At 60.6% G+C, this 20,781-nt stretch carries 19 protein-coding genes and 1 other annotated feature; of the genes, 11 read left to right on the plus strand and 8 right to left on the minus strand.

Annotated elements, in window-relative coordinates:
- Positions 1-6 precede the first annotated feature (6 nt).
- The gene (locus tag J0F90_RS03185) at positions 7-1,440 is read left to right on the plus strand and encodes a glycosyltransferase family 39 protein (protein WP_033641220.1); all 1,434 of its coding nucleotides are present in this window, start codon (positions 7-9) and stop codon (positions 1,438-1,440) included.
- A gap of 31 nt (positions 1,441-1,471) precedes the next feature.
- On the opposite strand, the gene J0F90_RS03190 is transcribed toward J0F90_RS03185, so the two are convergent.
- Positions 1,472-2,473 (minus strand): zinc-binding alcohol dehydrogenase family protein, encoded by a 1,002-nt coding sequence (locus tag J0F90_RS03190; RefSeq protein WP_033641221.1) that lies wholly within the window; start codon positions 2,471-2,473, stop codon positions 1,472-1,474.
- Between the two features lie 97 nt (positions 2,474-2,570).
- Between J0F90_RS03190 and J0F90_RS03195 the strand changes: the two genes are divergently transcribed.
- Complete coding sequence (locus J0F90_RS03195; protein WP_016929157.1) at positions 2,571-3,482, plus strand: LysR family transcriptional regulator; 912 nt, start codon at positions 2,571-2,573, stop codon at positions 3,480-3,482.
- A gap of 31 nt (positions 3,483-3,513) precedes the next feature.
- Here the strand turns inward: J0F90_RS03195 and ettA are convergent, their stop codons facing one another.
- The 4 genes from ettA to yfiR all read right to left on the minus strand — a co-directional run bounded on the left by ettA (position 3,514) and on the right by yfiR (position 7,709).
- Positions 3,514-5,181 (minus strand): energy-dependent translational throttle protein EttA, encoded by a 1,668-nt coding sequence (gene ettA / locus J0F90_RS03200; RefSeq protein ID WP_025159620.1) that lies wholly within the window; start codon positions 5,179-5,181, stop codon positions 3,514-3,516.
- 142 nt (positions 5,182-5,323) lie between these two features.
- Positions 5,324-5,821, minus strand: a complete 498-nt coding sequence (gene yfiB / locus J0F90_RS03205) for an outer membrane lipoprotein YfiB (protein ID WP_016929155.1) — start codon at positions 5,819-5,821, stop codon at positions 5,324-5,326.
- 38 nt (positions 5,822-5,859) lie between these two features.
- Positions 5,860-7,107, minus strand: a complete 1,248-nt coding sequence (dgcN, locus tag J0F90_RS03210; RefSeq protein WP_033641222.1) for a diguanylate cyclase DgcN/YfiN — start codon at positions 7,105-7,107, stop codon at positions 5,860-5,862.
- On the minus strand, positions 7,104-7,709 hold the full coding sequence (gene yfiR, locus J0F90_RS03215) for a regulatory sequestration protein YfiR (RefSeq protein ID WP_015376603.1): 606 nt from the start codon (positions 7,707-7,709) through the stop codon (positions 7,104-7,106). The genes dgcN and yfiR overlap by 4 nt, the downstream gene beginning before the upstream one ends.
- Positions 7,710-8,348: 639 nt before the next feature.
- Between yfiR and sltY the strand changes: the two genes are divergently transcribed.
- Both sltY and trpR read left to right on the plus strand, forming a co-directional pair.
- The gene (gene sltY / locus J0F90_RS03220; protein ID WP_016929153.1) at positions 8,349-10,277 is read left to right on the plus strand and encodes a murein transglycosylase; all 1,929 of its coding nucleotides are present in this window, start codon (positions 8,349-8,351) and stop codon (positions 10,275-10,277) included.
- Positions 10,278-10,331: 54 nt separating this feature from the next.
- Positions 10,332-10,661: a trp operon repressor gene (trpR, locus tag J0F90_RS03225; RefSeq protein WP_016929152.1), complete on the plus strand. Its 330-nt coding sequence runs from the start codon at positions 10,332-10,334 to the stop codon at positions 10,659-10,661.
- Between the two features lie 11 nt (positions 10,662-10,672).
- On the opposite strand, the gene yjjX is transcribed toward trpR, so the two are convergent.
- Positions 10,673-11,191, minus strand: coding sequence for an inosine/xanthosine triphosphatase (yjjX, locus tag J0F90_RS03230; RefSeq protein ID WP_004933015.1), 519 nt, complete (start codon positions 11,189-11,191; stop codon positions 10,673-10,675).
- Between the two features lie 101 nt (positions 11,192-11,292).
- Between yjjX and gpmB the strand changes: the two genes are divergently transcribed.
- Positions 11,293-11,940, plus strand: a complete 648-nt coding sequence (gpmB, locus tag J0F90_RS03235; RefSeq protein ID WP_033641223.1) for a 2,3-diphosphoglycerate-dependent phosphoglycerate mutase GpmB — start codon at positions 11,293-11,295, stop codon at positions 11,938-11,940.
- Here gpmB and robA read toward each other — a convergent pair.
- Complete coding sequence (gene robA, locus J0F90_RS03240) at positions 11,937-12,806, minus strand: MDR efflux pump AcrAB transcriptional activator RobA (protein ID WP_033641224.1); 870 nt, start codon at positions 12,804-12,806, stop codon at positions 11,937-11,939. The two genes, gpmB and robA, sit on opposite strands and share 4 nt — an antisense overlap.
- Positions 12,807-13,147: 341 nt before the next feature.
- Between robA and creA the strand changes: the two genes are divergently transcribed.
- Complete coding sequence (gene creA / locus J0F90_RS03245; RefSeq protein WP_004933005.1) at positions 13,148-13,627, plus strand: protein CreA; 480 nt, start codon at positions 13,148-13,150, stop codon at positions 13,625-13,627.
- 51 nt (positions 13,628-13,678) lie between these two features.
- On the opposite strand, the gene arcA is transcribed toward creA, so the two are convergent.
- Positions 13,679-14,395 (minus strand): two-component system response regulator ArcA, encoded by a 717-nt coding sequence (arcA, locus tag J0F90_RS03250; RefSeq protein WP_004933003.1) that lies wholly within the window; start codon positions 14,393-14,395, stop codon positions 13,679-13,681.
- A 629-nt stretch (positions 14,396-15,024) separates the two neighbouring features.
- Between arcA and J0F90_RS03255 the strand changes: the two genes are divergently transcribed.
- The 5 genes from J0F90_RS03255 (at position 15,025) to thrC (ending at position 20,756) form a co-directional block, all read left to right on the plus strand.
- Positions 15,025-15,711 (plus strand): tRNA/rRNA methyltransferase, encoded by a 687-nt coding sequence (locus tag J0F90_RS03255; RefSeq protein ID WP_016929150.1) that lies wholly within the window; start codon positions 15,025-15,027, stop codon positions 15,709-15,711.
- 212 nt (positions 15,712-15,923) lie between these two features.
- Complete coding sequence (gene thrL / locus J0F90_RS03260) at positions 15,924-15,992, plus strand: thr operon leader peptide (protein WP_086581142.1); 69 nt, start codon at positions 15,924-15,926, stop codon at positions 15,990-15,992.
- Positions 15,931-16,048: a sequence feature (Thr leader region), on the plus strand. (Overlaps the previous gene by 62 nt.)
- 24 nt (positions 16,049-16,072) lie before the next feature.
- A complete protein-coding gene (thrA, locus tag J0F90_RS03265) occupies positions 16,073-18,532 on the plus strand; it encodes a bifunctional aspartate kinase/homoserine dehydrogenase I (RefSeq protein WP_016929149.1) in 2,460 nt (819 codons plus the stop codon).
- A 1-nt stretch (position 18,533) separates the two neighbouring features.
- On the plus strand, positions 18,534-19,463 hold the full coding sequence (thrB, locus tag J0F90_RS03270) for a homoserine kinase (protein WP_016929148.1): 930 nt from the start codon (positions 18,534-18,536) through the stop codon (positions 19,461-19,463).
- 3 nt (positions 19,464-19,466) lie between these two features.
- Positions 19,467-20,756, plus strand: a complete 1,290-nt coding sequence (gene thrC, locus J0F90_RS03275) for a threonine synthase (RefSeq protein WP_033641225.1) — start codon at positions 19,467-19,469, stop codon at positions 20,754-20,756.
- Positions 20,757-20,781: the final 25 nt, after the last annotated feature.

The raw sequence follows: 20,781 nt of genomic DNA on the forward strand, positions 1-20,781 counted from the left end.
GAAGACATGTCTTATCGCTTGCTCGCTCTTTGGTTGGTCTGCTATGCCGCAGCCTGGACGCTGCTGACTGTTCATCTCGATCCTACCCTGCCTTACGACGCCGTCGAGGCGCTCAACTGGGGCCTCAACGGTGAGTGGGGCTCACCGAAAAACCCGTGGCTGGTCGGGGCGGCGATGCAGCCGGCGATCGGGTTCTCGTGGCTGCCGCTGAACCTGTACTGGTATGGCGGGCACTTCATCGCCATCGCCATCGGCATGTTGGGCGTCTGGCTGTTGGCGCGCCGGCTGAGCGGCAGCACCTCGCTGGCCTGGATGGCGCTGTTGACGCTCAACCTGTCCGGCATCATCAATTTCGACATCATTCCCTACAACGACAATTACCTGTTGGTGATGCTGTGGCCGTGGATGGCGCTGTTTTTCCACCTGGCTATTTCGCGTTCGGCCAACTGGTGGCCGGCCTTCGCGTTGGCCGCCGGGCTGGCGATGATGGCGAAGTACTCGACCTTCGCCTTTGTCTATTTCGCGGCGCTGTCGACGCTGTTCGTGCCGCAGATCCGCCGCTGCTATCGCCAGCCGCAGTTCTATCTGGCGGTGGCGATCTGGTTGGCGCTGGTGCTGCCGAACGTGTTCTGGTTGTGGAACCACGACTTTGCCGCCTTCAAGTGGGTGGATTCGCAGATCAAGATGCAGCTCAACCTCGATATGCTGCAGTCGCTGCTGCTGGTGTTCTATCCGTCGCTGGTGCTGTGGGGGATCCTGCGGCGCAGCGGGGCGGTGCTGGCCTGGCCACCGGCGTTGCCGATGCGGGTGTTGCTGTGGGTCTATCTGTTGCCGCTCGGCATCATTACCTTCTGGTTCTCTTTCAACGTCGGCGGCCGGCTGACCGAATGGCTGCAGCCTTTCTTCATGCTGGCGCCCGCGCTGCTGGTCGGTTGCGTGCGCCAGCCGCCGGTGCGTTCGCTGCGCGCGGCAACCATTGGGCTGATGTGTGCGGCGCTGGCGGTCTATCTGGGGTATGCCGCGGTGATGCTGGGCAACGTGCGCAACGCCGGTCAGAAAATGGTGGGTATCAAGGCGTTCAGCGCCGGGGTGGAGCGGCAGTGGCAAGAGCGGTATGGCGTTGAACTGCGCTACGTCGGCGGCGAATACCTGTCGCAGTGGATGACGGTGTACGCCGGTTCCCGGCCGCGGACCATTACGCGTTGGTCCAATCATGCGCGGCCGAATATCTACAACGTCAACATCAGCTATCCGCAGATTGCGCAGCACGGCGTCGCCCTGTTCGGGCGGTTGGGTGAAGACTGCGCGCACAGCGACTTTGGCGGCGAGTTGGCCCACTGGCCGAAGATGCGCCTTGATTGGCAGCAGACGCTGAGCTTCCGCGCCGATCCGCATAGTGACGAGCAGATGCTGTGCGTCGGCTTCGTTCGCCCGCAGTAACGGCGGCGCGCTGCGCCGCCGCGATTCAGGCTCAGTAAGCGATGACCAGCTTGCCTTGCATATGGCCGCCGAGCAGCTGTTGATGCGCGGCGGTCAGCGTGTCTACCGACAGCCCGTGCAGGGTTTCGCTCAGCGTGGTGCTCAGCTTGCCCTCGTCCAGCAGCTGCGCCACCTGCTGCAGGATCTGGCCCTGCTGCGCGATGTCCGGGGTGGTGAACATGCTGCGGGTGAACATGAACTCCCAGTGCAGCGCGGCGCTTTTCAGCTTCAGCGCGTTTTGATCCAACGGCTGCGCGTTCTCGACGATGGTGCAGATATGGCCGAGCGGCGCGATCAGTTCGGCCATCGCCGGCCAGTGGCCGTCGGTATCGTTCAGACACAGGATGTAATCCACCTGCTCGATGCCGTGCTGCGCCAGGTTGCCCTTCAGATCGCGGTAGTCCACCACCAGATCGGCGCCGCGCTCACGGCACCAGGCGGCGGATTCAGGTCTTGATGCGGTGGCGATCACTTGCACCTTGCTGCGCAATGCGGCCAGCGGAATGGCCAGCGAGCCGACCCCGCCGGCGCCGCCGATGATCAGCAGCGTCTTGTGCTCCGGCGCGTCCTGAATGTTCAGGTGTTCGAACAGCGCCTCCCAGGCGGTGAGGGCGGTGAGCGGCATGGCGGCGGACTCGGCCCAGTTCAGGCTGCGCGGTTTGTGCGCGGCGATGCGTGAGTCGATCAGTTGGTGACTGCTGTTGCTGCCGGGGCGGGTGATGTCGCCGGCGTACCACACTTCATCGCCGGGCTTGAAGCCGCTGACGCTGCTGCCCACGCCCACCACGATGCCGCTGGCGTCCCAGCCGAGGACGCGCGGCTGCTGCAGGCCGCTTTTCTGCAGGCCGGCGTGCACTTTGGTGTCCACCGGGTTGACCGACGCCGCTTTCACTTCCACCAGCAGATCGTACTGGCCGGGAACCGGCATCTCCGGTGAGATTTCGATGAAACTGGCGGGGTTCTGCGGGTCTACGGCAATGGCTTTTATCGACATGATTGTACTCCTTTCAAATGATGCCCCCAGTGTAGACCCGCGACAGTGGGGTGATAAGATGGACAATATCTAACGGAGTGTTCGTTTAAGGTGAACAATGGAATTCAAACAGCTGCAGGACATGGCGTTGTTCGCGCTGGTGGCGGAGTGCGGCAGCTTCACCGCCGCCGCGCAGCGCGTCGGGTTGCCGAAATCCAGCGTCAGCCAGCGCATCAGCCAGCTTGAGCAGACGCTGGGGCTGCGCTTGCTCAATCGCACCACGCGCCAGCTGAACCTGACCTTCGCCGGCGAGCGTTATCTGGAGCATTGTCAGGCGATGATGTCCGCTGCCGAACGCGCCGATCTGGCGTTGCAGCGGCTGCGCGATAACCCGAGCGGGCGCCTGCGCATCTCGACGCCGGCCGGGCTGGGGGCGACCCTGGTGGCGCGGCTGGCGGCGGATTTTCAGCGCCAGTACCCGGACGTTTCGCTGGAGGTGTCGGTGTCCGACGCCATGGTGGATCTGGTGCAGGAAGGTTACGACGCCGCGCTGCGCACCGGCAAGCCGCAGGATTCTTCGCTGATCGGCCGACGCCTCGGGTACGCGCCGCGCTATCTGCTGGCGGCGCCGTCCTACCTGGCGCAGCACCCGCCGATCGAACATCCGCAGCAACTGCAGCAGCATCGTTGCATCGCCCACCGCGCCTGGACGGCCTGGAACCTGCGCTGCGGCGATGACTACTACCGTTGGCAGCTGCCGCTGGCGCACACCACCGACAACCTGCTGTATGCGCGCGAATGCGCCATTGCCGGTGCCGGCATCACGTTGCTGCCGGCGTTTCTCAGCCGCGAGGTGGTGGCGCAGAAGCTGTTGGTGGAGGTGTTGCCGGCGTGGCGTGCGGAAGGGAATGAGCTGTATCTGGTCTACCCGAGCCGCAAGCTGAACTCCCCGGCGCTGGCTTGTTTCATCGATGTGGTGCTGCAGCACCCGGCGTTCGACGATTACGCGCGCGAGTTGGCGCGGGGGTAAAAAAAAGGCGCCGCATGCGGCGCCTTGGGTATTACTTGGCGATCTTTTTGTACTTGATGCGGTGCGGCTCGAGCGCATCGGCGCCCAGCGTGCGCTTCTTGTACTCTTCGTACTCGGTGAAGTTGCCTTCGAAGAATTCCACCTTGCCCTCGTCCTGGTAGTCCAGGATGTGGGTGGCGATACGGTCGAGGAACCAACGGTCGTGCGAGATCACCATGGCGCAGCCAGGGAATTCCAGCAGGGCGTTTTCCAGCGCGCGCAGGGTTTCGATATCCAGGTCGTTGGTCGGTTCATCGAGCAGCAGCACGTTGCCGCCAACCTGCAGCAGCTTGGCCAGGTGCAGACGGCCACGCTCACCGCCGGACAGCTCGCCCACGCGTTTGCCCTGATCGACGCCCTTGAAGTTGAAGCGCCCGACATAGGCGCGGCTCGGCATCTCGGTGTTGCCGATGCGCATGATGTCCTGCCCGCCGGAGACTTCTTCCCAGACGGTTTTCGAACCGTCCATGCTGTCGCGGAACTGATCGACGGAAGCGAGTTTGACGGTGTCGCCCAGCACGATGCTGCCGGAATCAGGCTGCTCCTGACCGGACATCATGCGGAACAGCGTGGATTTACCCGCGCCGTTCGGGCCGATGATGCCGACAATCGCGCCTTTCGGCACCGAGAACGACAGGTCGTCGATCAGCAGGCGGTCGCCATAAGACTTGCGCAGGTTGCTGACTTCGACCACTTTATCGCCCAGGCGCGCGCCAGGTGGAATGAACAGTTCGTTGGTTTCGTTACGTTTCTGGTATTCGGTGTTGTTCAGCTCTTCAAAGCGGGCCAGGCGGGCCTTGCCTTTGGACTGACGGCCTTTGGCGCCCTGACGCACCCACTCCAGCTCTTTCTCGATCGACTTGCGACGAGCGGCTTCGGCGGACGCTTCCTGCGCCAGACGCGCGTCTTTCTGCTCCAGCCAGGACGAGTAGTTGCCTTCCCACGGAATGCCTTCGCCGCGGTCGAGTTCGAGGATCCAGCCGGCCACGTTATCCAGGAAGTAACGGTCGTGGGTGATCGCCACCACGGTGCCTTCAAAGTCGTGCAGGAAGCGTTCCAGCCAGGCCACGGACTCGGCGTCCAGGTGGTTGGTCGGTTCGTCCAGCAGCAGCATGTCCGGCTTTTCCAGCAGCAGGCGGCACAGCGCGACGCGGCGGCGTTCACCCCCGGACAGGTGGGCGATTTTGGCGTCCCAGTCCGGCAGGCGCAGCGCATCGGCGGCGCGTTCCAGCTGGGCGTTGAGGTTGTGACCGTCGTGCGCCTGAATGATCTCTTCCAGGCGGCCCTGTTCGGCGGCCAGCTTGTCGAAGTCTGCGCCTTCTTCCGCGTACAGCGCGTACACTTCGTCCAGGCGCTTCAGCGCGCCGACCACTTCCGCCAGCGCTTCTTCCACCGATTCACGCACGGTGTGTTCGAGGTTAAGCTGCGGCTCCTGCGGCAGGTAACCGATCTTGATGCCCGGCTGCGGGCGCGCTTCCCCTTCGATATCGGTATCGATGCCGGCCATGATGCGCAGCAGGGTGGACTTACCGGCGCCGTTCAGGCCCAGCACGCCGATTTTGGCCCCAGGGAAGAAGCTCAGGGAGATGTTTTTCAAAATATGACGCTTCGGCGGTACCACCTTGCCGACGCGGTGCATGGTATAGACGTATTGAGCCACGTTGCTCTAAGCCTCTCTATATCAGTATTTATAGGATGTCTGGCGGCATGAGTGTAGCCCGTTTCGATCTCGGATCCCAGACATCGCTCAGCGATCGCCAAGTATAACCGTTTATGCGCCGATAAAGGCGCATATTGGTGGCTTATGGCGTGACGACGATCGCGACGCGGCGGTTTTCCGCGCGGCCGCTGGAGGTGCGGTTATCGGCAACGGGATCGCGCTTGCCCATGCCGCGAGTTTCGATATTGGCGCGCGGAATGCCGACGCTGGCCAGCAGATCGGCCACCGCATCGGCGCGGCGCAGGGAAAGCTGATCGTTATAGCTGTCTTCACCGTAGTTGTCGGTATGGCCGTCCAGGCGGAACTTGGTGATGCCGACGCTCAGCAGCGCACGGCCCATCTTCTGCACCGTCTCGGTGCTTTCCGGGTTCAGCTTGCCGATGTTGTTGCCGAACAGCACCTTATCCGACAGGCCGAACTCCCAGCCGTTATCGGTCAGTTTGAAGCCCTGCGATTGCAGCAGCGCAACCTGCTCGGGCGTCAGGCCCTGCGGTTTGCTCTGGCAGCCGGCGAGCGCCAGCAGGGCGACGAACGCCATCGCCAGCAGTGAAAAACGACCTTTAAACAGTTGCTGTATCATAGTCAAAATCCCTAGTTCAAGTGTTATAGCCGGGGCTCTTATTTATGTATAGCCAGCCGCCAGCCTCCGTTATAACGATGCTTTGCCTGATACATCGCATCGTCAGCTTCGTGCAAAAGACCCTGAGGCGTCGACGCGTGATCAGGGTACAGCGCAATACCGATACTCAGAGAGGTGATGACCGCCTCGTCGTTCGGCAAAATGACCGGTTGCGTCATGCAGTCGATGATGTTGTCAGCGATCTGCAAGACATCTTCCGTGCCGTGTACCGGCGCCAACAGCACGGCGAATTCATCCCCTCCCAGGCGGGCGACCAGATCGGTTTCGCGCAACTGCGCGCGAATGCGTCCGGCAATGGTAGTCAGCACCGCGTCGCCTGCGGCGTGGCCGTAACTGTCGTTCACCTCCTTGAAGCGATCGCCGTCGATAAACAGCACCGCCAATTTCGCCGGCGATTCGATATCGCCCAGCGCCCGGCTCAGCCGTCCTTCGAAGAAGGCGCGGTTCGGCAAACCGGTCAGGCTGTCGTGCGTCGCCCGGTGCGCCAGCGAGTCGTTTTCCTGCTTCAGATGGGCCTGCCAGGCCTCCAGCTCGTCGAGCAAGCCGTTGAAATCGTTGCTGAGCTCATGCAGCTCGGCGATAGGCGCCGACGGCACCCGCAGGCCGAAAGTGCGATCGCGGCGCACCGCATGCGCCACGTTGGCGATATCGTCCAGCGAACTGACGATGCCGACCAGCATGCGGCGCGACAACACCAGGGCGCACAGGGTGCTGAGCACAAGGCAGGCGATCATGCCGACCATGCCGCGCAACAGGAAACGCAGCAGGCTGCCGCCGTTGCCGCTCAGCCAGACCTGGCCGACCTGTTTGCCCTCGTGGGTGATAGGCAGAATGACCGGTTCGGGCAGCGCCCAGTGCGCGACGATCTGCTCCAGGCCGTGCAGCGGCCCATCGGTAGGATGGCGCCAGTTGGCCAGCATCTTGCCGTTGTTGTCGAGGATCCGCGCGTCCGATACCTCTTCATTGGAGGATATCAGCATCAGCGCCTCGCGCGCGGCGGTGCGGTCTTCAAACACCACGGCGGCCTCCACGGTATAGCTGATGGAGCGCGCGATCAGGTGCAGGTTGTGATTGGCATAGGCGCGCAGCGCAAACAGCGCCACCAGCGTCAAAAAGATGCCGGCGGTGCCGACGGCGATCAGCGCCAGCCCAAGGTGCACCCGCTGCAGCACTCGGCCCAGCGTCGGGCGCGCATTGCCGGAGCGGTTTCTACGCAACAGCCTCATAGCGGCGGCGCCTGTTTGCGTGCCAGCTGCAGCACGTTGGGGTGAACGCGCACGCCGCTGCGCGCCAGAGCGTCCAGGTTGACCTTGAAGCTGGCCTGGTCCCCATCAATCTGCAGGCAAAATGCGCTGCCGGCGGAGCATTCGCTATCGTTCTCGCTGATGCTGAGAATGGAGTTGCCGGAAATGCGCTGCATGAAATTTTGTCTCTGCGCGGCGGTGATGTTCCCTAAGTAGATGACATCACAGCCGGTACTCAGCGTTGGGCTGTCGAACGGCACGCGCTCGGCTTTAATCGGACGCGGCGCGCTCAGCAGGATCGGATCGAACAGCCCTTCGGCATACTGGGTGGGTGCGGTCACGCACAAGCGGATCGGATTGGGTTCACGCGACCAGCGTGCGTAGCTGATGATGCCTACCACCACGGTCGTCACGGCGTGCGTGCGCTTTTGATAGGGATCAGCGGCGGCGTGCGCAGGCTCGGACAACGTCAGCAGCACCAACAAAACGATCAGCAGCAGGCGGCCGATATTCAGGCGTGCGTCAAGGAAGCCCGGTTCGGGGCTTTTTGCGCAACGCATCGCTATCGCGGTCTTATTCACCATCTTCACCCGCCATTCCGGCCTGATCCACCGCCCGCAGGCCGTGGCCTGACAAGGAAAAATCCGGCCCGCTTGAAGGGACAATCGTTTTGCTGAAAGCTGTCAGTCGCACTGCCTAATGAACACTATCTAACCCATAATTGGCGCGGATTGTATTATAAGATGTCTTCGTTGGGCGCTTTATGTGCTGTTTTCTCGGAATTATCTTACTTATTTTTGATAGTATAAAAATGCCCACCCGGGTTTGCCACCGCTTTTCTGCAAAGTTGGCGCGTTTAGCCTGCTGTCAGGCGATTTGCGCAACGGCGGCGTCATGTCGAAAATGCAATAATGTGATGGCTAATAATTAAAAAGTATTTTACTTCTCCAATAAGTGCCGGGGCAGCTAATAAAAATCCGGTGGCTGGAAATATCCCGCCGGCCTGATTTGTCAGCCAAAGTAAACGTTTTTTACCTGGCCCCCGTCATGGCGATACACTTCTTCTTCTACAGTATTGAATGGATAAGCGATTGCGCTGTCTATGGTAGATATCCGCGTCCGGGCCGTGCGCCCGGCTTTATTTTGTCCCGCGGCGCCGTGGTGCGGCGGTCACCGGGGAGCTGGGCGGCTCCTGCGGTACAACCAGTGAGGAAAGAGCGAGGATGGTCAAGGTGGACAAGCGACGGCTGTTGGCAATGGGCCTGTGTCTGACGGCGTTTTCAGGCGCGGCGCTGGCGGATTCTCTGGATGCGCAACGTCAGCGTTACCAGCAGATCAAACAGGCGTGGGACGGCAATCAAATGGACGTGGTGGCGCAGCTGATGCCGACGCTGCGCGATTACCCGCTTTATCCTTACCTGGAATACCGCGAGCTGACACAGGATCTGAGCCAGGCGGGGTTCTCCGAGGTGAACGACTTTATCAAACGCCACCCGACGCTGCCGCCGGCGAAATCACTGGTGCCGCGCTTCGTCAATGAACTGGCGCGGCGCGAAGACTGGCGCACCCTGTTGGCCTTCAGCGCGCAGCCGCCCAAACCGGTGGCTGCGCGCTGCAACTATTACTACGCCAAATGGGCTACCGGTGACCAGCAGGCGGCCTGGAGCGGCGCCGATGAACTGTGGCTGAACGGCAAAACGTTGCCGAGCGCCTGCGATCGTCTGTTCAGCGTCTGGCGCGGCGCAGGCAAGCAAACGCCGCTGGATATTCTGGCGCGCATGAAGCTGGCGTTGAAAGAGGGTAACAGTTCGCTGGTCAGCAACCTTTACGGCCAGTTGCCGGCCGACTATCAAACCATGGGCAACGCCCTGGTGCGCTTGCAAAACGATCCGACCACCGTGGAAGCCTTCGCCCGCAGCGTGGGGCCGACTGACTTTACCCGTGCCGCCACCGGCATCGCCTTTGAACGCCTGGCGCGGCAGGATGTGGAAAACGCGCGGGCGATGATCCCGACGCTCGCGCGGTTGCAGAAAATGAGCGACGACGAACGGCTAGGGTTGGAAGAGGCGGTGGCCTGGCGCCTGATGGGCAGCGACGCTACCTACGAGCAGGCGCAGTGGCGCGATCAGGTGATTCTGCGCAGCCGTTCGCCTTCGCTGTTGGAGCGCCGAGTACGCATGGCGTTGGGCAACGGCGATCGGCAGGGCGTCGCGACCTGGCTGGCCCGCCTGCCGGAAGAGTCGCGCAACAAGGATGAGTGGCGCTACTGGCGCGCCAGTCAACTGATGGACGAAGGCAAACGCGCCGAAGGCGAGGAGATGTTGCGTAACCTGATGACCGAACGCGGCTTCTATCCGATGGTCGCGGCGCAGAAGCTGAACGCCACTTATCCGGTGATGGTGGCGGTGGCGGCCAAGCCGCGCACGTCGCTGGTCGACGGGCCGGAGGTCGCCCGGGTGCGTGAGCTGATGTACTGGAATATGGACAACCTGGCCCGCAGCGAGTGGGGCTCGTATGTCGCCAGCCGCAGCCGGCCGGAACAAGAAGCGCTGGCGCGCTACGCCTTTGAGCAAAAATGGGCCGATCTGAGCGTGCAGGCGACCATCGTCGGCAAGCTGTGGGATCATCTGGAGGAGCGTTTCCCGGTCGCCTGGCCGCAGGAGTTCCGCCGCGCGACCGATGACAAGGGGATCACCACCAGCTACGCGATGGCGATCGCGCGTCAGGAGAGCGCCTGGAATCCGAAAGCGCAGTCGCCGGTTGGCGCTACCGGCCTGATGCAGGTGATGCCGCGCACCGCGCAGCATACGGTGCAGATGTACAATATTCCCGGCTATGTCGGCCCGAGCCAACTGTTCGATCCGCAGACCAATATCACCATTGGCACCAGCTATCTGGAGTCGGTCTATCAGCAGTTCGGCCGCAACCGCATTCTGTCGAGCGCCGCCTATAATGCCGGCCCGTCGCGGGTGAATACCTGGCTGGGCAACAGCGCGGGGCGGATCGACCCGGTGGCATTCATCGAAAGCATTCCGTTCTCTGAAACCCGCGGCTACGTCAAGAACGTGCTGGCTTATGATGCGTTTTACCGTTATCTGACGCACCGGCCGGCCAAGGTGCTGACCGACGCCGAGTGGCAGAGACGTTATTGATTTTGACGGCCCTATGGTATGCTGCTGTACTAGTTAAATAGTATGGTGGCTGCCATGACGCAATTATCGTTAAACGACCCCGCTCTTTCAGAACAAGGCAATGAGGATTGGCTGCGCTTCGTCGCGCTGCTGCAGAATTCCTTTGCGCAAGAACTGCATCAACCGCTGCTGCAGCTGATGTTGACGCCGGACGAGCGCACCGCGCTGGGCACCCGGGTGCGGATCATTCAGGAACTGATGCGCGGCGAGATGAGCCAGCGCGAGTTAAAAAATGAACTGGGCGCGGGGATCGCCACCATCACCCGCGGATCGAACAGCCTGAAAGCGGCTTCACCCGCGCTGAAACAGTGGCTTGAGCAGCAGCTGTTGCACGACGCGCCCTAGCAGACTCAGCGTTATTGCTGATAGATGGCGTTGTGGAACGGCACCAGCGCCAGCAGCAGCGCCTGGTGGTAAACGCTGGTGCGGCTCAGCCGGCCGTCGGTGAAGACGCCGATGGCGCCGCCCTGACGTTTCACCTCGGCGTTGCCGGTGATCGCCGCCATTTCGCTGCCCAATTCGCGACCGGCGCGAATACCTTGTAAGATGACTTCCGGCAGCATCAGGCTCGCCGAGCGGGATTCGCCACGGATGTGCGGGTTCTCGATGGTCATCCAGGCGAAGGTCATATTCTCTTCAATCCCGGCTTCCACGCCGACCCAAAAATCGGCCTCGGGCCTGACCTGGCGCGCTTCCATGACGCGTTGACGCGAACCGGTGCGGGTTTCGTGGTTGCCTATCGGCTGCAGCGAGACGCCGCTGGCGACGTCAACGGATTCAATGCGGTATTGGCCCGCGCCAAAGACGTCATCGAAGGCGAGTTGAATAGCCTTGATCTTTGCCGGGTTGGTAGTTGCAGCGACAACATGGTACATAACGGGTTTGATATCCTTCTGGCCGATACGCCGGGCAGCGGCAAAAGCGCCGCCGGGCCGGGGATAAACGCAAATTTCACGCAGTATAACGGAAAACAAAAATGTTACAGGTATACCTCGTTCGCCATGGCGAAACGGAATGGAACGCGGCTCGCCGTATCCAGGGTCAGTCCGACAGCCCGTTAACCGCCATGGGTGAACACCAGGCCCGTCTGGTCGCCAGGCGCGTCAGCAAAGAAGGCATTACGCACATCATTACCAGCGATCTGGGGCGCACGCGGCGCACCGCGCAGATCATCGCCGACGCCTGTGGCTGCGAAGTGATTGGCGATCCGCGTTTGCGTGAGCTGCACATGGGGGTTCTGGAAGAACGCCTGATCGACAGTTTGACGCCGCAGGAAGAGCAGTGGCGCAAACAGATGGTCGATGGTACTCCTGACGGCCGTATCCCTCAAGGCGAATCCATGGAGGAGCTGGGCGAGCGCATGCGCGCCGCGCTGGAGAGTTGCCTGATGCTGCCTGAAGGCAGCAAGCCGCTGCTCGTCAGTCATGGCATCGCGTTGGGGTGTTTGATCAGTACGGTGCTGGGGCTGCCGGCCTATGCGGAACGCCGCCTGCGCTTGCGCAACTGCTCACTGTCGCGCGTCGATCACCAGCAGAGCCCGTGGCTGGCTTCCGGCTGGATCGTGGAAACGGCGGGCGATGTCACGCATTTGGACATGCCCGCGTTGGACGAACTGCAGCGTTAACGCCGAATCGGGATCAGGTAATCGCACTTGATCTCGATAGGCGCCTGATGTGGACGGCGCTCGCCTTTCGGATAGAAGCGCTCGATGTCGTGCCCTTTGCGGCGCGTCAGCTGGAGCGCCGGCAGGCAGGTGCCGTAGACCGTCAGAATAAAGTCTTGCAGTCCCTCGGTGGGCCCTTCGTAGCTGAACATCGCAAACTCACCGCCCGGCAACACCAGCGGCTGGCCTTCCTGTACCTTGTCAGGCACCTGATCCGGCTCCAGCGCCGTGGTGTACAGCACTTCCTGTTCGTCGTCCTTCTCCTGGCTCGGTCTCGAGTGGTGCAGCCCGTACAGCACCGGCGGCAGGGTTTCGACGTCACCGAGGAACTGACGCCAGAACTGTGAGCGCAGTTCGGTGCGCACGGTGGTGATCTGTTCCAGCGTACAGGAGTAGCTTTGGGTCAGGCCGACCAGGTGCTTGTCCGGCAGCGAGACGAATTCCGGCTGCGGCAGGGTGAAGGCTCCCAGACGGATCGGCGGACAGATGCCGAATGCGTTCCAGTCTTCGGCGCGGCGGTACAGCGCCGGCGTCTGCGCAAACTGTTTTTTGAAGGCGCGGGTGAAGGTCTGCTGCGAGTCGAAGCGATATTGCAGGGCGATATCCAAAATCGGCCGGCTGGTCAAACGCAGCGCGACGGCGGCTTTGGACAGCCTCCTTGCCCGGATGTAAGCACCGATGGCGTTACCGGTAATATCTTTGAACATCCGTTGCAGATGCCATTTGGAGTAGCCTGCCTTGGCCGCCACGTTATCCAGCGACAAGGGTTGGTCCAAATGGCTTTCCAGCCAGCTAAGCAGATCACGAATGATACCGGCTTGATCCATAGATCTTCCTCGTAAAGCTTGGGGGTAGGAACCCGAACTGTTGATTCGTCACGCTGGTGCTGCGCTATCAGACCGATCCATGAGCCATTATGCGTTGCACTCTTTGCCTCTGCTGCGCATGCCGCGCCAGAGTTGGATTGGGGTACACCGTAGTGGGCGCAAAGAAATAACGACGCCGCATCATAGCAATTTTTTTACTCCGCGACTCTCAAAGATTTTTGTCACGCTCTGTGCTAAAACGGACGGTGCGGACCCGTAAAAACCGATTCCGTGAGCTTAGACATAAATAATGGCGACCGCCGAACCTATTTTTGCAGCAAGGTTATACCGGAGTTAAGTAAATGAAAAAAAGCTGGATATTTTTATTCGGTTTGGTTTGCGCAACCGTTGGCAGCGCGCAGGCGGAGCAGGTGGGCTCCGTTGATACGGTGTTTAAATTGTTAGGGCCGGACCACAAAATCGTGGTGGAAGCGTTCGACGATCCGGACGTTAAAAATGTAACTTGTTATATCAGCCGCGCCAAAACCGGCGGCATCAAAGGCGGCCTGGGGCTGGCGGAGGACACCGCCGACGCGGCCATTTCCTGCCAACAGGTGGGGCCTATCGAGCTGAGCGACAAGATCAAAAACGGCAAGGCGGAAGGCGATGTGGTGTTTCAGAAACGCACCTCGCTGGTGTTCAAGAAGTTGCAGGTGGTGCGCTTCTATGACGCCAAGCGCAATTCGTTGATTTACCTGAGCTACTCCGACAAGGTGATCGACGGTTCGCCGAAGAACGCGTTGAGCGCGGTGCCGATCATGCCGTGGGCTGAGACGAAATAAAAAAACGGGGTTCAGCATGCTGAACCCCGTTTTCATGACGGCAGGCCGGAATTACTCTTCCAGATCGCCGCAGAAGCGGTAGCCTTCGCCGTGAATGGTGGCGATGATTTCCGGCGTGTCCGGCGTCGATTCGAAGTGTTTGCGAATGCGACGGATGGTGACGTCCACGGTGCGGTCATGCGGCTTCAGCTCGCGGCCGGTCATTTTCTTCAGCAGTTCGCCGCGCGACTGGATCTTGCCCGGGTTTTCGCAGAAGTGCAGCATGGCGCGGAATTCGCTGCGCGGCAGCTTGTATTGTTCGCCGGCCGGGCTGATCAAAGAACGGCTGTTGATGTCCAGCTCCCACCCGTTGAACTTGTAGCTCTCGACCAGGCGGCGCTCTTCGCCCAGGCTGCCCAGGTTCATGGTGCGCGACAGCAGGTTGCGCGCGCGGATGGTCAGCTCACGCGGGTTGAACGGCTTGGTGATGTAATCGTCGGCGCCGATTTCCAGGCCGAGGATTTTGTCCACTTCGTTATCGCGACCGGTCAGGAACATCAAGGCGACGCTGGCCTGTTCACGCAGTTCGCGCGCCAACAGCAGGCCGTTTTTGCCTGGCAGGTTGATGTCCATGATGACCAGATTGATATCATTTTCAGACAGGATATTGTGCATCTCTGCACCATCATTGGCTTCATGAACAATGTAGCCTTCCGCCTCGAAAATGCTCTTCAGGGTGTTACGAGTGACTAACTCGTCTTCGACAATCAGAATGTGCGGGGTCTGCATATTTGCTACCTAAAATTGCCAACAAAATAGAAAATCGGAAGTACAGAAGTCTTTGTTTTCTTAGAGGAGGGCAGAGATAGCGCCACGTTCCCTCTCAGCAAATGACTAAAGTACGTAAACTCGTTCTTGATGCACTTTCCATCTCATGTCAACAAGATCGCTAGCCTGGTGGGGATGCTGTTCCCTACAACCCCTGGGGTGCCGAAACGGCGCATATCCTAACCCCATTAACAGCAATATAACAGCGCGTGCCGAATTCATCACCCAACAAAACTACGCTTTGTTGACATATATCAAATTCAATTGTAGCACGTTAACAGATTTGTGAAAAACACTTACAGAAATGCCAGTTTAAGTCACAGAACCTCAAATTCTGTGAACGATTCAGCATTATCCGGCCCGATAGGATACAATTATTCGCTTATTGATCATCGCGTTGTTTTAACTTATTGATAAATAAACACAGTAAAACATAAGCGCGAATAATGACTATTACGATGGGTTTATTAGCTCAACGAGCCGTTTAATCTTGTTTGTTGCTATTAACGCGTTTATTGTTACGTAATTGTAAATATAAGCGGGCGCTGCGCCATCGTCAAAAACGCAGGCCCGCCTTCGGTGGAAGAGTGATGCAGCTTCATATTGTTTTAGTGGCTCCGGCGCGGCCGGAAAATGTCGGCGCGGCGGCGCGCGCGATGAAAACCATGGGCTTCACGTCGTTGCGCATCGTCGACAGCGAGGCGCACCTGCAGCCGGCGGCGCGCTGGGTGGCGCACGGTGCCGGCGAGATCCTCGACGGCGTGCAAACGTTCGCCACGCTAGAGCAGGCGCTGGCGGGCGTGGATTTTACCGTCGCCACCACCGCCCGCAGCCGCGCGCGCTTTCACTACTACTGTACGCCGCCCGAACTGCTGGAACAGCTGAGCGAGCGTAAGCAGTGGGTCGGCCAGGCCGCGCTGGTGTTCGGCCGCGAAGATTCCGGCTTGACCAACGAAGAGCTGGCGTTGGCGGACTTGCTAACCGGCGTGCCGATGCAGGCGGACTATCCGTCGCTTAACCTGGGCCAGGCGGTGATGGTGTACTGCTACCAGCTGGCGAGCCTGATGGGTGTCAATACGCCACAGGAAACGGCGGCGTCGGAAGGGCAGCTTAAGGCGCTGCGCCGCCGCGCCGATGCCTTGTTGAGCGCATTGGATGTCGGCGATGACCAAAAATTGCGCGACTGGCTGCACCAGCGTCTCGGCGCGCTGCAACAGCGAGATACGGCGATGCTGCATACGCTGCTGCACGACATCGAAAAAAAACTCGCCAAGTGATAGCGGCTCCATCAGACGGTTACCCAGCGTGATCCACTAGTAAATCGGCTTTAAGTTGTTTTTTTGTTCTGTCATTTTGCTTTTCACCTGTTGCATCGCGCATTACCGCCGCTGAACGGAAAATAAGCAAAAAAAAGAAATAGTTTGACTTGGGATAGCGATTGCTTTAACCAATAGAGGGGACAGAGTATTTCATGAGACAGACAGACAACATGCGCAACATCAGCCTGAAAACCACAATTATTACCACCACCGATACCACAGGTAACGGGGCGGGCTGACGCGCACAGGAAACACAGAAAAAAGCCCGCACCTAATCAGTGCGGGCTTTTTTTTCGGCTTAAATTCGGAGAGATCACACATGCGAGTGCTGAAATTTGGCGGAACCTCGGTGGCGAATGCAGAACGTTTTCTGCGCGTCGCCGACATCATGGAGAGTAATGCGCGTCAAGGGCAGGTAGCCACGGTCTTGTCCGCCCCCGCAAAGATCACCAACCATCTGGTGGCGATGATCGACAAAACGGTGGCGGGCCAGGACATTCTGCCGAATATCAGCGACGCCGAGCGGATCTTTGCCGACCTGCTGAGCGGGCTGGCGCAGGCGCTGCCGGGCTTTGAATACGATCGCCTGAAAGGCGTGGTCGATCAGGAATTCGCGCAGCTCAAACAGGTGCTGCACGGCGTCTCGCTGCTGGGGCAGTGCCCGGACAGCGTGAACGCGGCGATCATCTGCCGCGGCGAAAAACTCTCCATCGCCATCATGGAAGGGGTGTTCCGCGCCAAGGGCTACCCGGTCACGGTGATCAACCCGGTGGAGAAACTGCTGGCGCAGGGCCACTACCTGGAGTCTACCGTGGATATCGCCGAGTCCACGCTGCGCATCGCCGCAGCGGCGATCCCGGCCGACCACATCGTGCTGATGGCCGGTTTCACCGCCGGTAACGACAAGGGCGAGCTGGTGGTGCTGGGCCGCAACGGCTCCGACTATTCCGCCGCGGTGCTGGCCGCCTGCCTACGCGCCGACTGTTGCGAAATCTGGACCGACGTCGACGGCGTGTATACCTGCGATCCGCGCACCGTGCCGGACGCCAGGCTGCTGAAATCGATGTCGTACCAGGAGGCGATGGAGCTCTCCTATTTCGGCGCCAAAGTGTTGCACCCTCGCACCATCACGCCGATTGCCCAATTCCAAATCCCATGCCTGATAAAAAACACCTCTAACCCGCAAGCCCCCGGCACGCTGATCGGCAAAGACAGCACCGATGACGCAATGCCGGTGAAAGGCATCACCAACCTGAACAATATGGCGATGATCAACGTCTCCGGCCCGGGCATGAAAGGCATGGTCGGCATGGCCGCGCGGGTGTTCGCCGTGATGTCGCGCGCCGGCATTTCGGTGGTGCTGATCACCCAATCCTCTTCCGAATACAGCATCAGTTTCTGCGTGCCGCAGGGCGAACTGCAGCGCGCCCGCCGCGCGCTGGAGGAGGAGTTCTATCTGGAATTGAAAGATGGCGTGCTGGATCCGCTGGACGTCATGGAGCGCCTGGCGATCATCTCGGTGGTCGGCGACGGCATGCGCACCCTGCGTGGCATTTCCGCGCGCTTCTTCTCCGCGCTGGCGCGCGCCAACATCAATATCGTCGCCATCGCCCAGGGCTCTTCCGAACGTTCAATCTCGGTGGTGGTCAGCAATGACTCCGCTACTACCGGCGTGCGCGTCAGCCACCAGATGTTGTTCAACACCGATCAGGTGATCGAAGTGTTCGTCATCGGCGTCGGCGGCGTCGGCGGGGCGCTGATCGAGCAGATCTACCGCCAGCAGCCGTGGCTGAAACAAAAACATATCGATCTGCGGGTGTGCGGCATCGCCAACTCGCGCGTGATGCTGACCAACGTGCATGGCATCGCGTTGGACAGCTGGCGCGACGAGCTGGCCGGCGCGCAGGAGCCGTTCAATCTCGGCCGCCTGATTCGTTTGGTGAAGGAGTATCACCTGCTGAACCCGGTGATCGTCGACTGTACCTCCAGCCAGGCGGTGGCCGATCAATACGTGGACTTCCTGGCGGACGGCTTCCATGTGGTAACGCCGAACAAAAAGGCCAACACCTCGTCGATGAACTATTATCAGCAACTGCGCGCCGCCGCCGCCGGTTCGCACCGCAAGTTCCTGTACGACACCAACGTCGGCGCCGGTTTGCCGGTGATTGAGAACCTGCAAAACCTGCTGAACGCCGGCGATGAGCTGGTGCGCTTCTCCGGCATCCTGTCCGGCTCGCTGTCCTTTATCTTCGGCAAGCTGGACGAAGGGCTGTCGCTGTCGGCGGCGACCCTGCAGGCCAGAGCCAATGGCTACACCGAGCCGGATCCGCGCGACGATCTGTCCGGTATGGACGTGGCGCGCAAGCTGCTGATCCTGGCGCGCGAGGCCGGTTACAAGCTGGAGCTGAGCGATATCGAGGTCGAGCCGGTGCTGCCGCCGTCCTTCGACGCGTCGGGCGACGTGGACCATTTCCTGGCGCGGCTGCCGGAACTGGATAAAGAGTTCGCGCGCAACGTGGCCAATGCCGCCGAGCAAGGCAAGGTGCTGCGCTATGTCGGTCTGATCGACGAAGGGCGATGTAAGGTGCGCATCGAGGCGGTGGACGGCAACGATCCGTTGTATAAAGTGAAGAACGGCGAGAACGCGCTGGCCTTCTACAGCCGTTATTATCAGCCGCTGCCGCTGGTGCTGCGCGGCTACGGCGCCGGTAACGATGTGACCGCAGCGGGCGTGTTCGCCGATCTGCTGCGCACACTGTCATGGAAGTTGGGAGTTTAATATGGTTAAGGTGTATGCACCGGCCTCGATCGGTAACGTCAGCGTCGGTTTCGATGTGCTGGGCGCGGCGGTTTCGCCGATCGACGGCACGCTGCTGGGCGACTGCGTCAGCGTGGAAGCCGCCGAGACGTTCAGTTTGCAGAATGCCGGGCGCTTCGTCAGCAAGCTGCCGGCCGAGCCGAAAGAGAACATCGTTTATCAATGCTGGGAGCGTTTCTGCCAGGAGATCGGCCGCGAAGTGCCGGTGGCGATGAGGCTGGAAAAGAACATGCCGATCGGATCGGGGCTGGGCTCCAGCGCTTGTTCGGTGGTGGCCGGGCTAATGGCGATGAACGAATTTTGCGATCGCCCGCTGGATAAGACGACGCTGCTCGGCCTGATGGGCGAGCTGGAAGGCCGCATTTCCGGCAGCGTGCATTATGACAACGTGGCACCCTGCTATCTGGGCGGCCTGCAGCTGATGCTGGAAGAAGAAGGCATTATCAGCCAGGAGGTGCCGTGCTTCGACGATTGGCTGTGGGTCATGGCCTATCCGGGCATCAAGGTCTCCACCGCCGAAGCACGCGCCATTTTACCCGCGCAATACCGTCGTCAGGATTGCATCAGCCACGGCCGCTATCTGGCCGGCTTTATTCATGCCTGCCATACCCGGCAGCCGCAGTTGGCCGCCAAATTGATGCAGGACGTGATCGCCGAACCGTACCGCACCCGTCTGCTGCCGGGCTTCGCCGAAGCGCGCAAGGCGGCGCAGGACATCGGCGCGTTGGCCTGCGGCATCTCCGGCTCCGGCCCGACGCTGTTCGCCGTCTGCAATGACGGCGCCACCGCGCAGCGCATGGCCGCCTGGCTGCAACAACACTATCTGCAAAACGACGAAGGTTTTGTTCATATTTGCCGTCTGGATACCGCAGGCGCTCGACTACTGGGATAACGCATGAAACTGTACAACCTTAAGGATCACAACGAGCAGGTCAGCTTCGCGCAGGCGATCAAACAAGGCCTGGGCAAGCAGCAGGGGCTGTTCTTCCCGCTGGAGCTGCCGGCGTTCGAACTGACCGAGATCGACCACCTGCTGGAGCAGGACTTTGTCACCCGCAGCAGCCGTATTCTGTCGGCCTTTATCGGTGACGAGGTGCCGGAAGCGGCGCTGAAGAAACGCGTGCAGGCCGCCTTTGAGTTCCCGGCGCCGGTGGCGAAAGTGACGGAAGACGTCTCCTGCCTGGAGCTGTTCCACGGCCCGACGCTGGCGTTCAAAGACTTTGGCGGCCGCTTTATGGCGCAGATGCTGGCGGAAGTGGCCGGCGATCAGCCGGTGACCATTTTGACCGCCACCTCCGGCGACACCGGCGCCGCCGTGGCGCATGCCTTCTACGGCCTGAAAAACGTCCGGGTGGTGATCCTCTACCCGCAGGGCAAAATCAGCCCGTTGCAGGAGAAACTGTTCTGCACCCTGGGCGGCAACATTCACACCGTGGCGATCGACGGCGACTTCGACGCCTGTCAGGCGCTGGTGAAGCAGGCGTTTGACGATCAGGAATTGAAAGATGCGCTGCACCTGAACTCGGCCAACTCGATCAACATCAGCCGTTTGCTGGCGCAGATCTGTTACTACTTCGAAGCGGTGGCGCAGCTGCCGCAGGAAGCGCGCAATCAGCTGGTGATTTCGGTGCCGAGCGGCAACTTCGGCGATCTGACCGCCGGGCTGCTGGCCAAATCGCTGGGCCTGCCGGTGAAGCGCTTCATCGCCGCCACCAACGCCAACGACACCGTGCCGCGCTTCCTGACCAGCGGCCAGTGGCAGCCGCACGCCACGGTCGCGACGCTGTCCAACGCCATGGACGTCAGCCAGCCGAACAACTGGCCGCGCGTGGAAGAGCTGTTCCGTCGCAAGGTCTGGCAGTTGAAAGAGCTGGGCCACGCGGCGGTCAGCGACGAGACCACCAAAGACACGATGCGTGAGCTGGCCGAGTTGGGCTATGTCTCTGAACCGCACGCGGCCATTGCCTACCGTGCGCTGCGTGACCAATTGCAGGAAGGGGAGTTTGGTCTGTTCCTTGGCACCGCGCATCCGGCCAAGTTTAAAGAGAGCGTGGAGGCGATCCTCGGCCAGGAACTGCCGTTGCCGAAAGCGCTGGCGTTGCGGGCCGATCTGCCGCTGTTGTCGCACACGCTGCCGGCCAGTTTCGGCGAGCTGCGCACGTTCCTGATGGCACTTCCGGCCTGAAATTCGGCAGGTTAGAATGCGAAAA

The sequence above is a fragment of the Serratia marcescens subsp. marcescens ATCC 13880 genome, assembly GCF_017299535.1.
In the GTDB taxonomy this organism is placed as follows: Bacteria; Pseudomonadota; Gammaproteobacteria; order Enterobacterales; family Enterobacteriaceae; genus Serratia; species Serratia marcescens.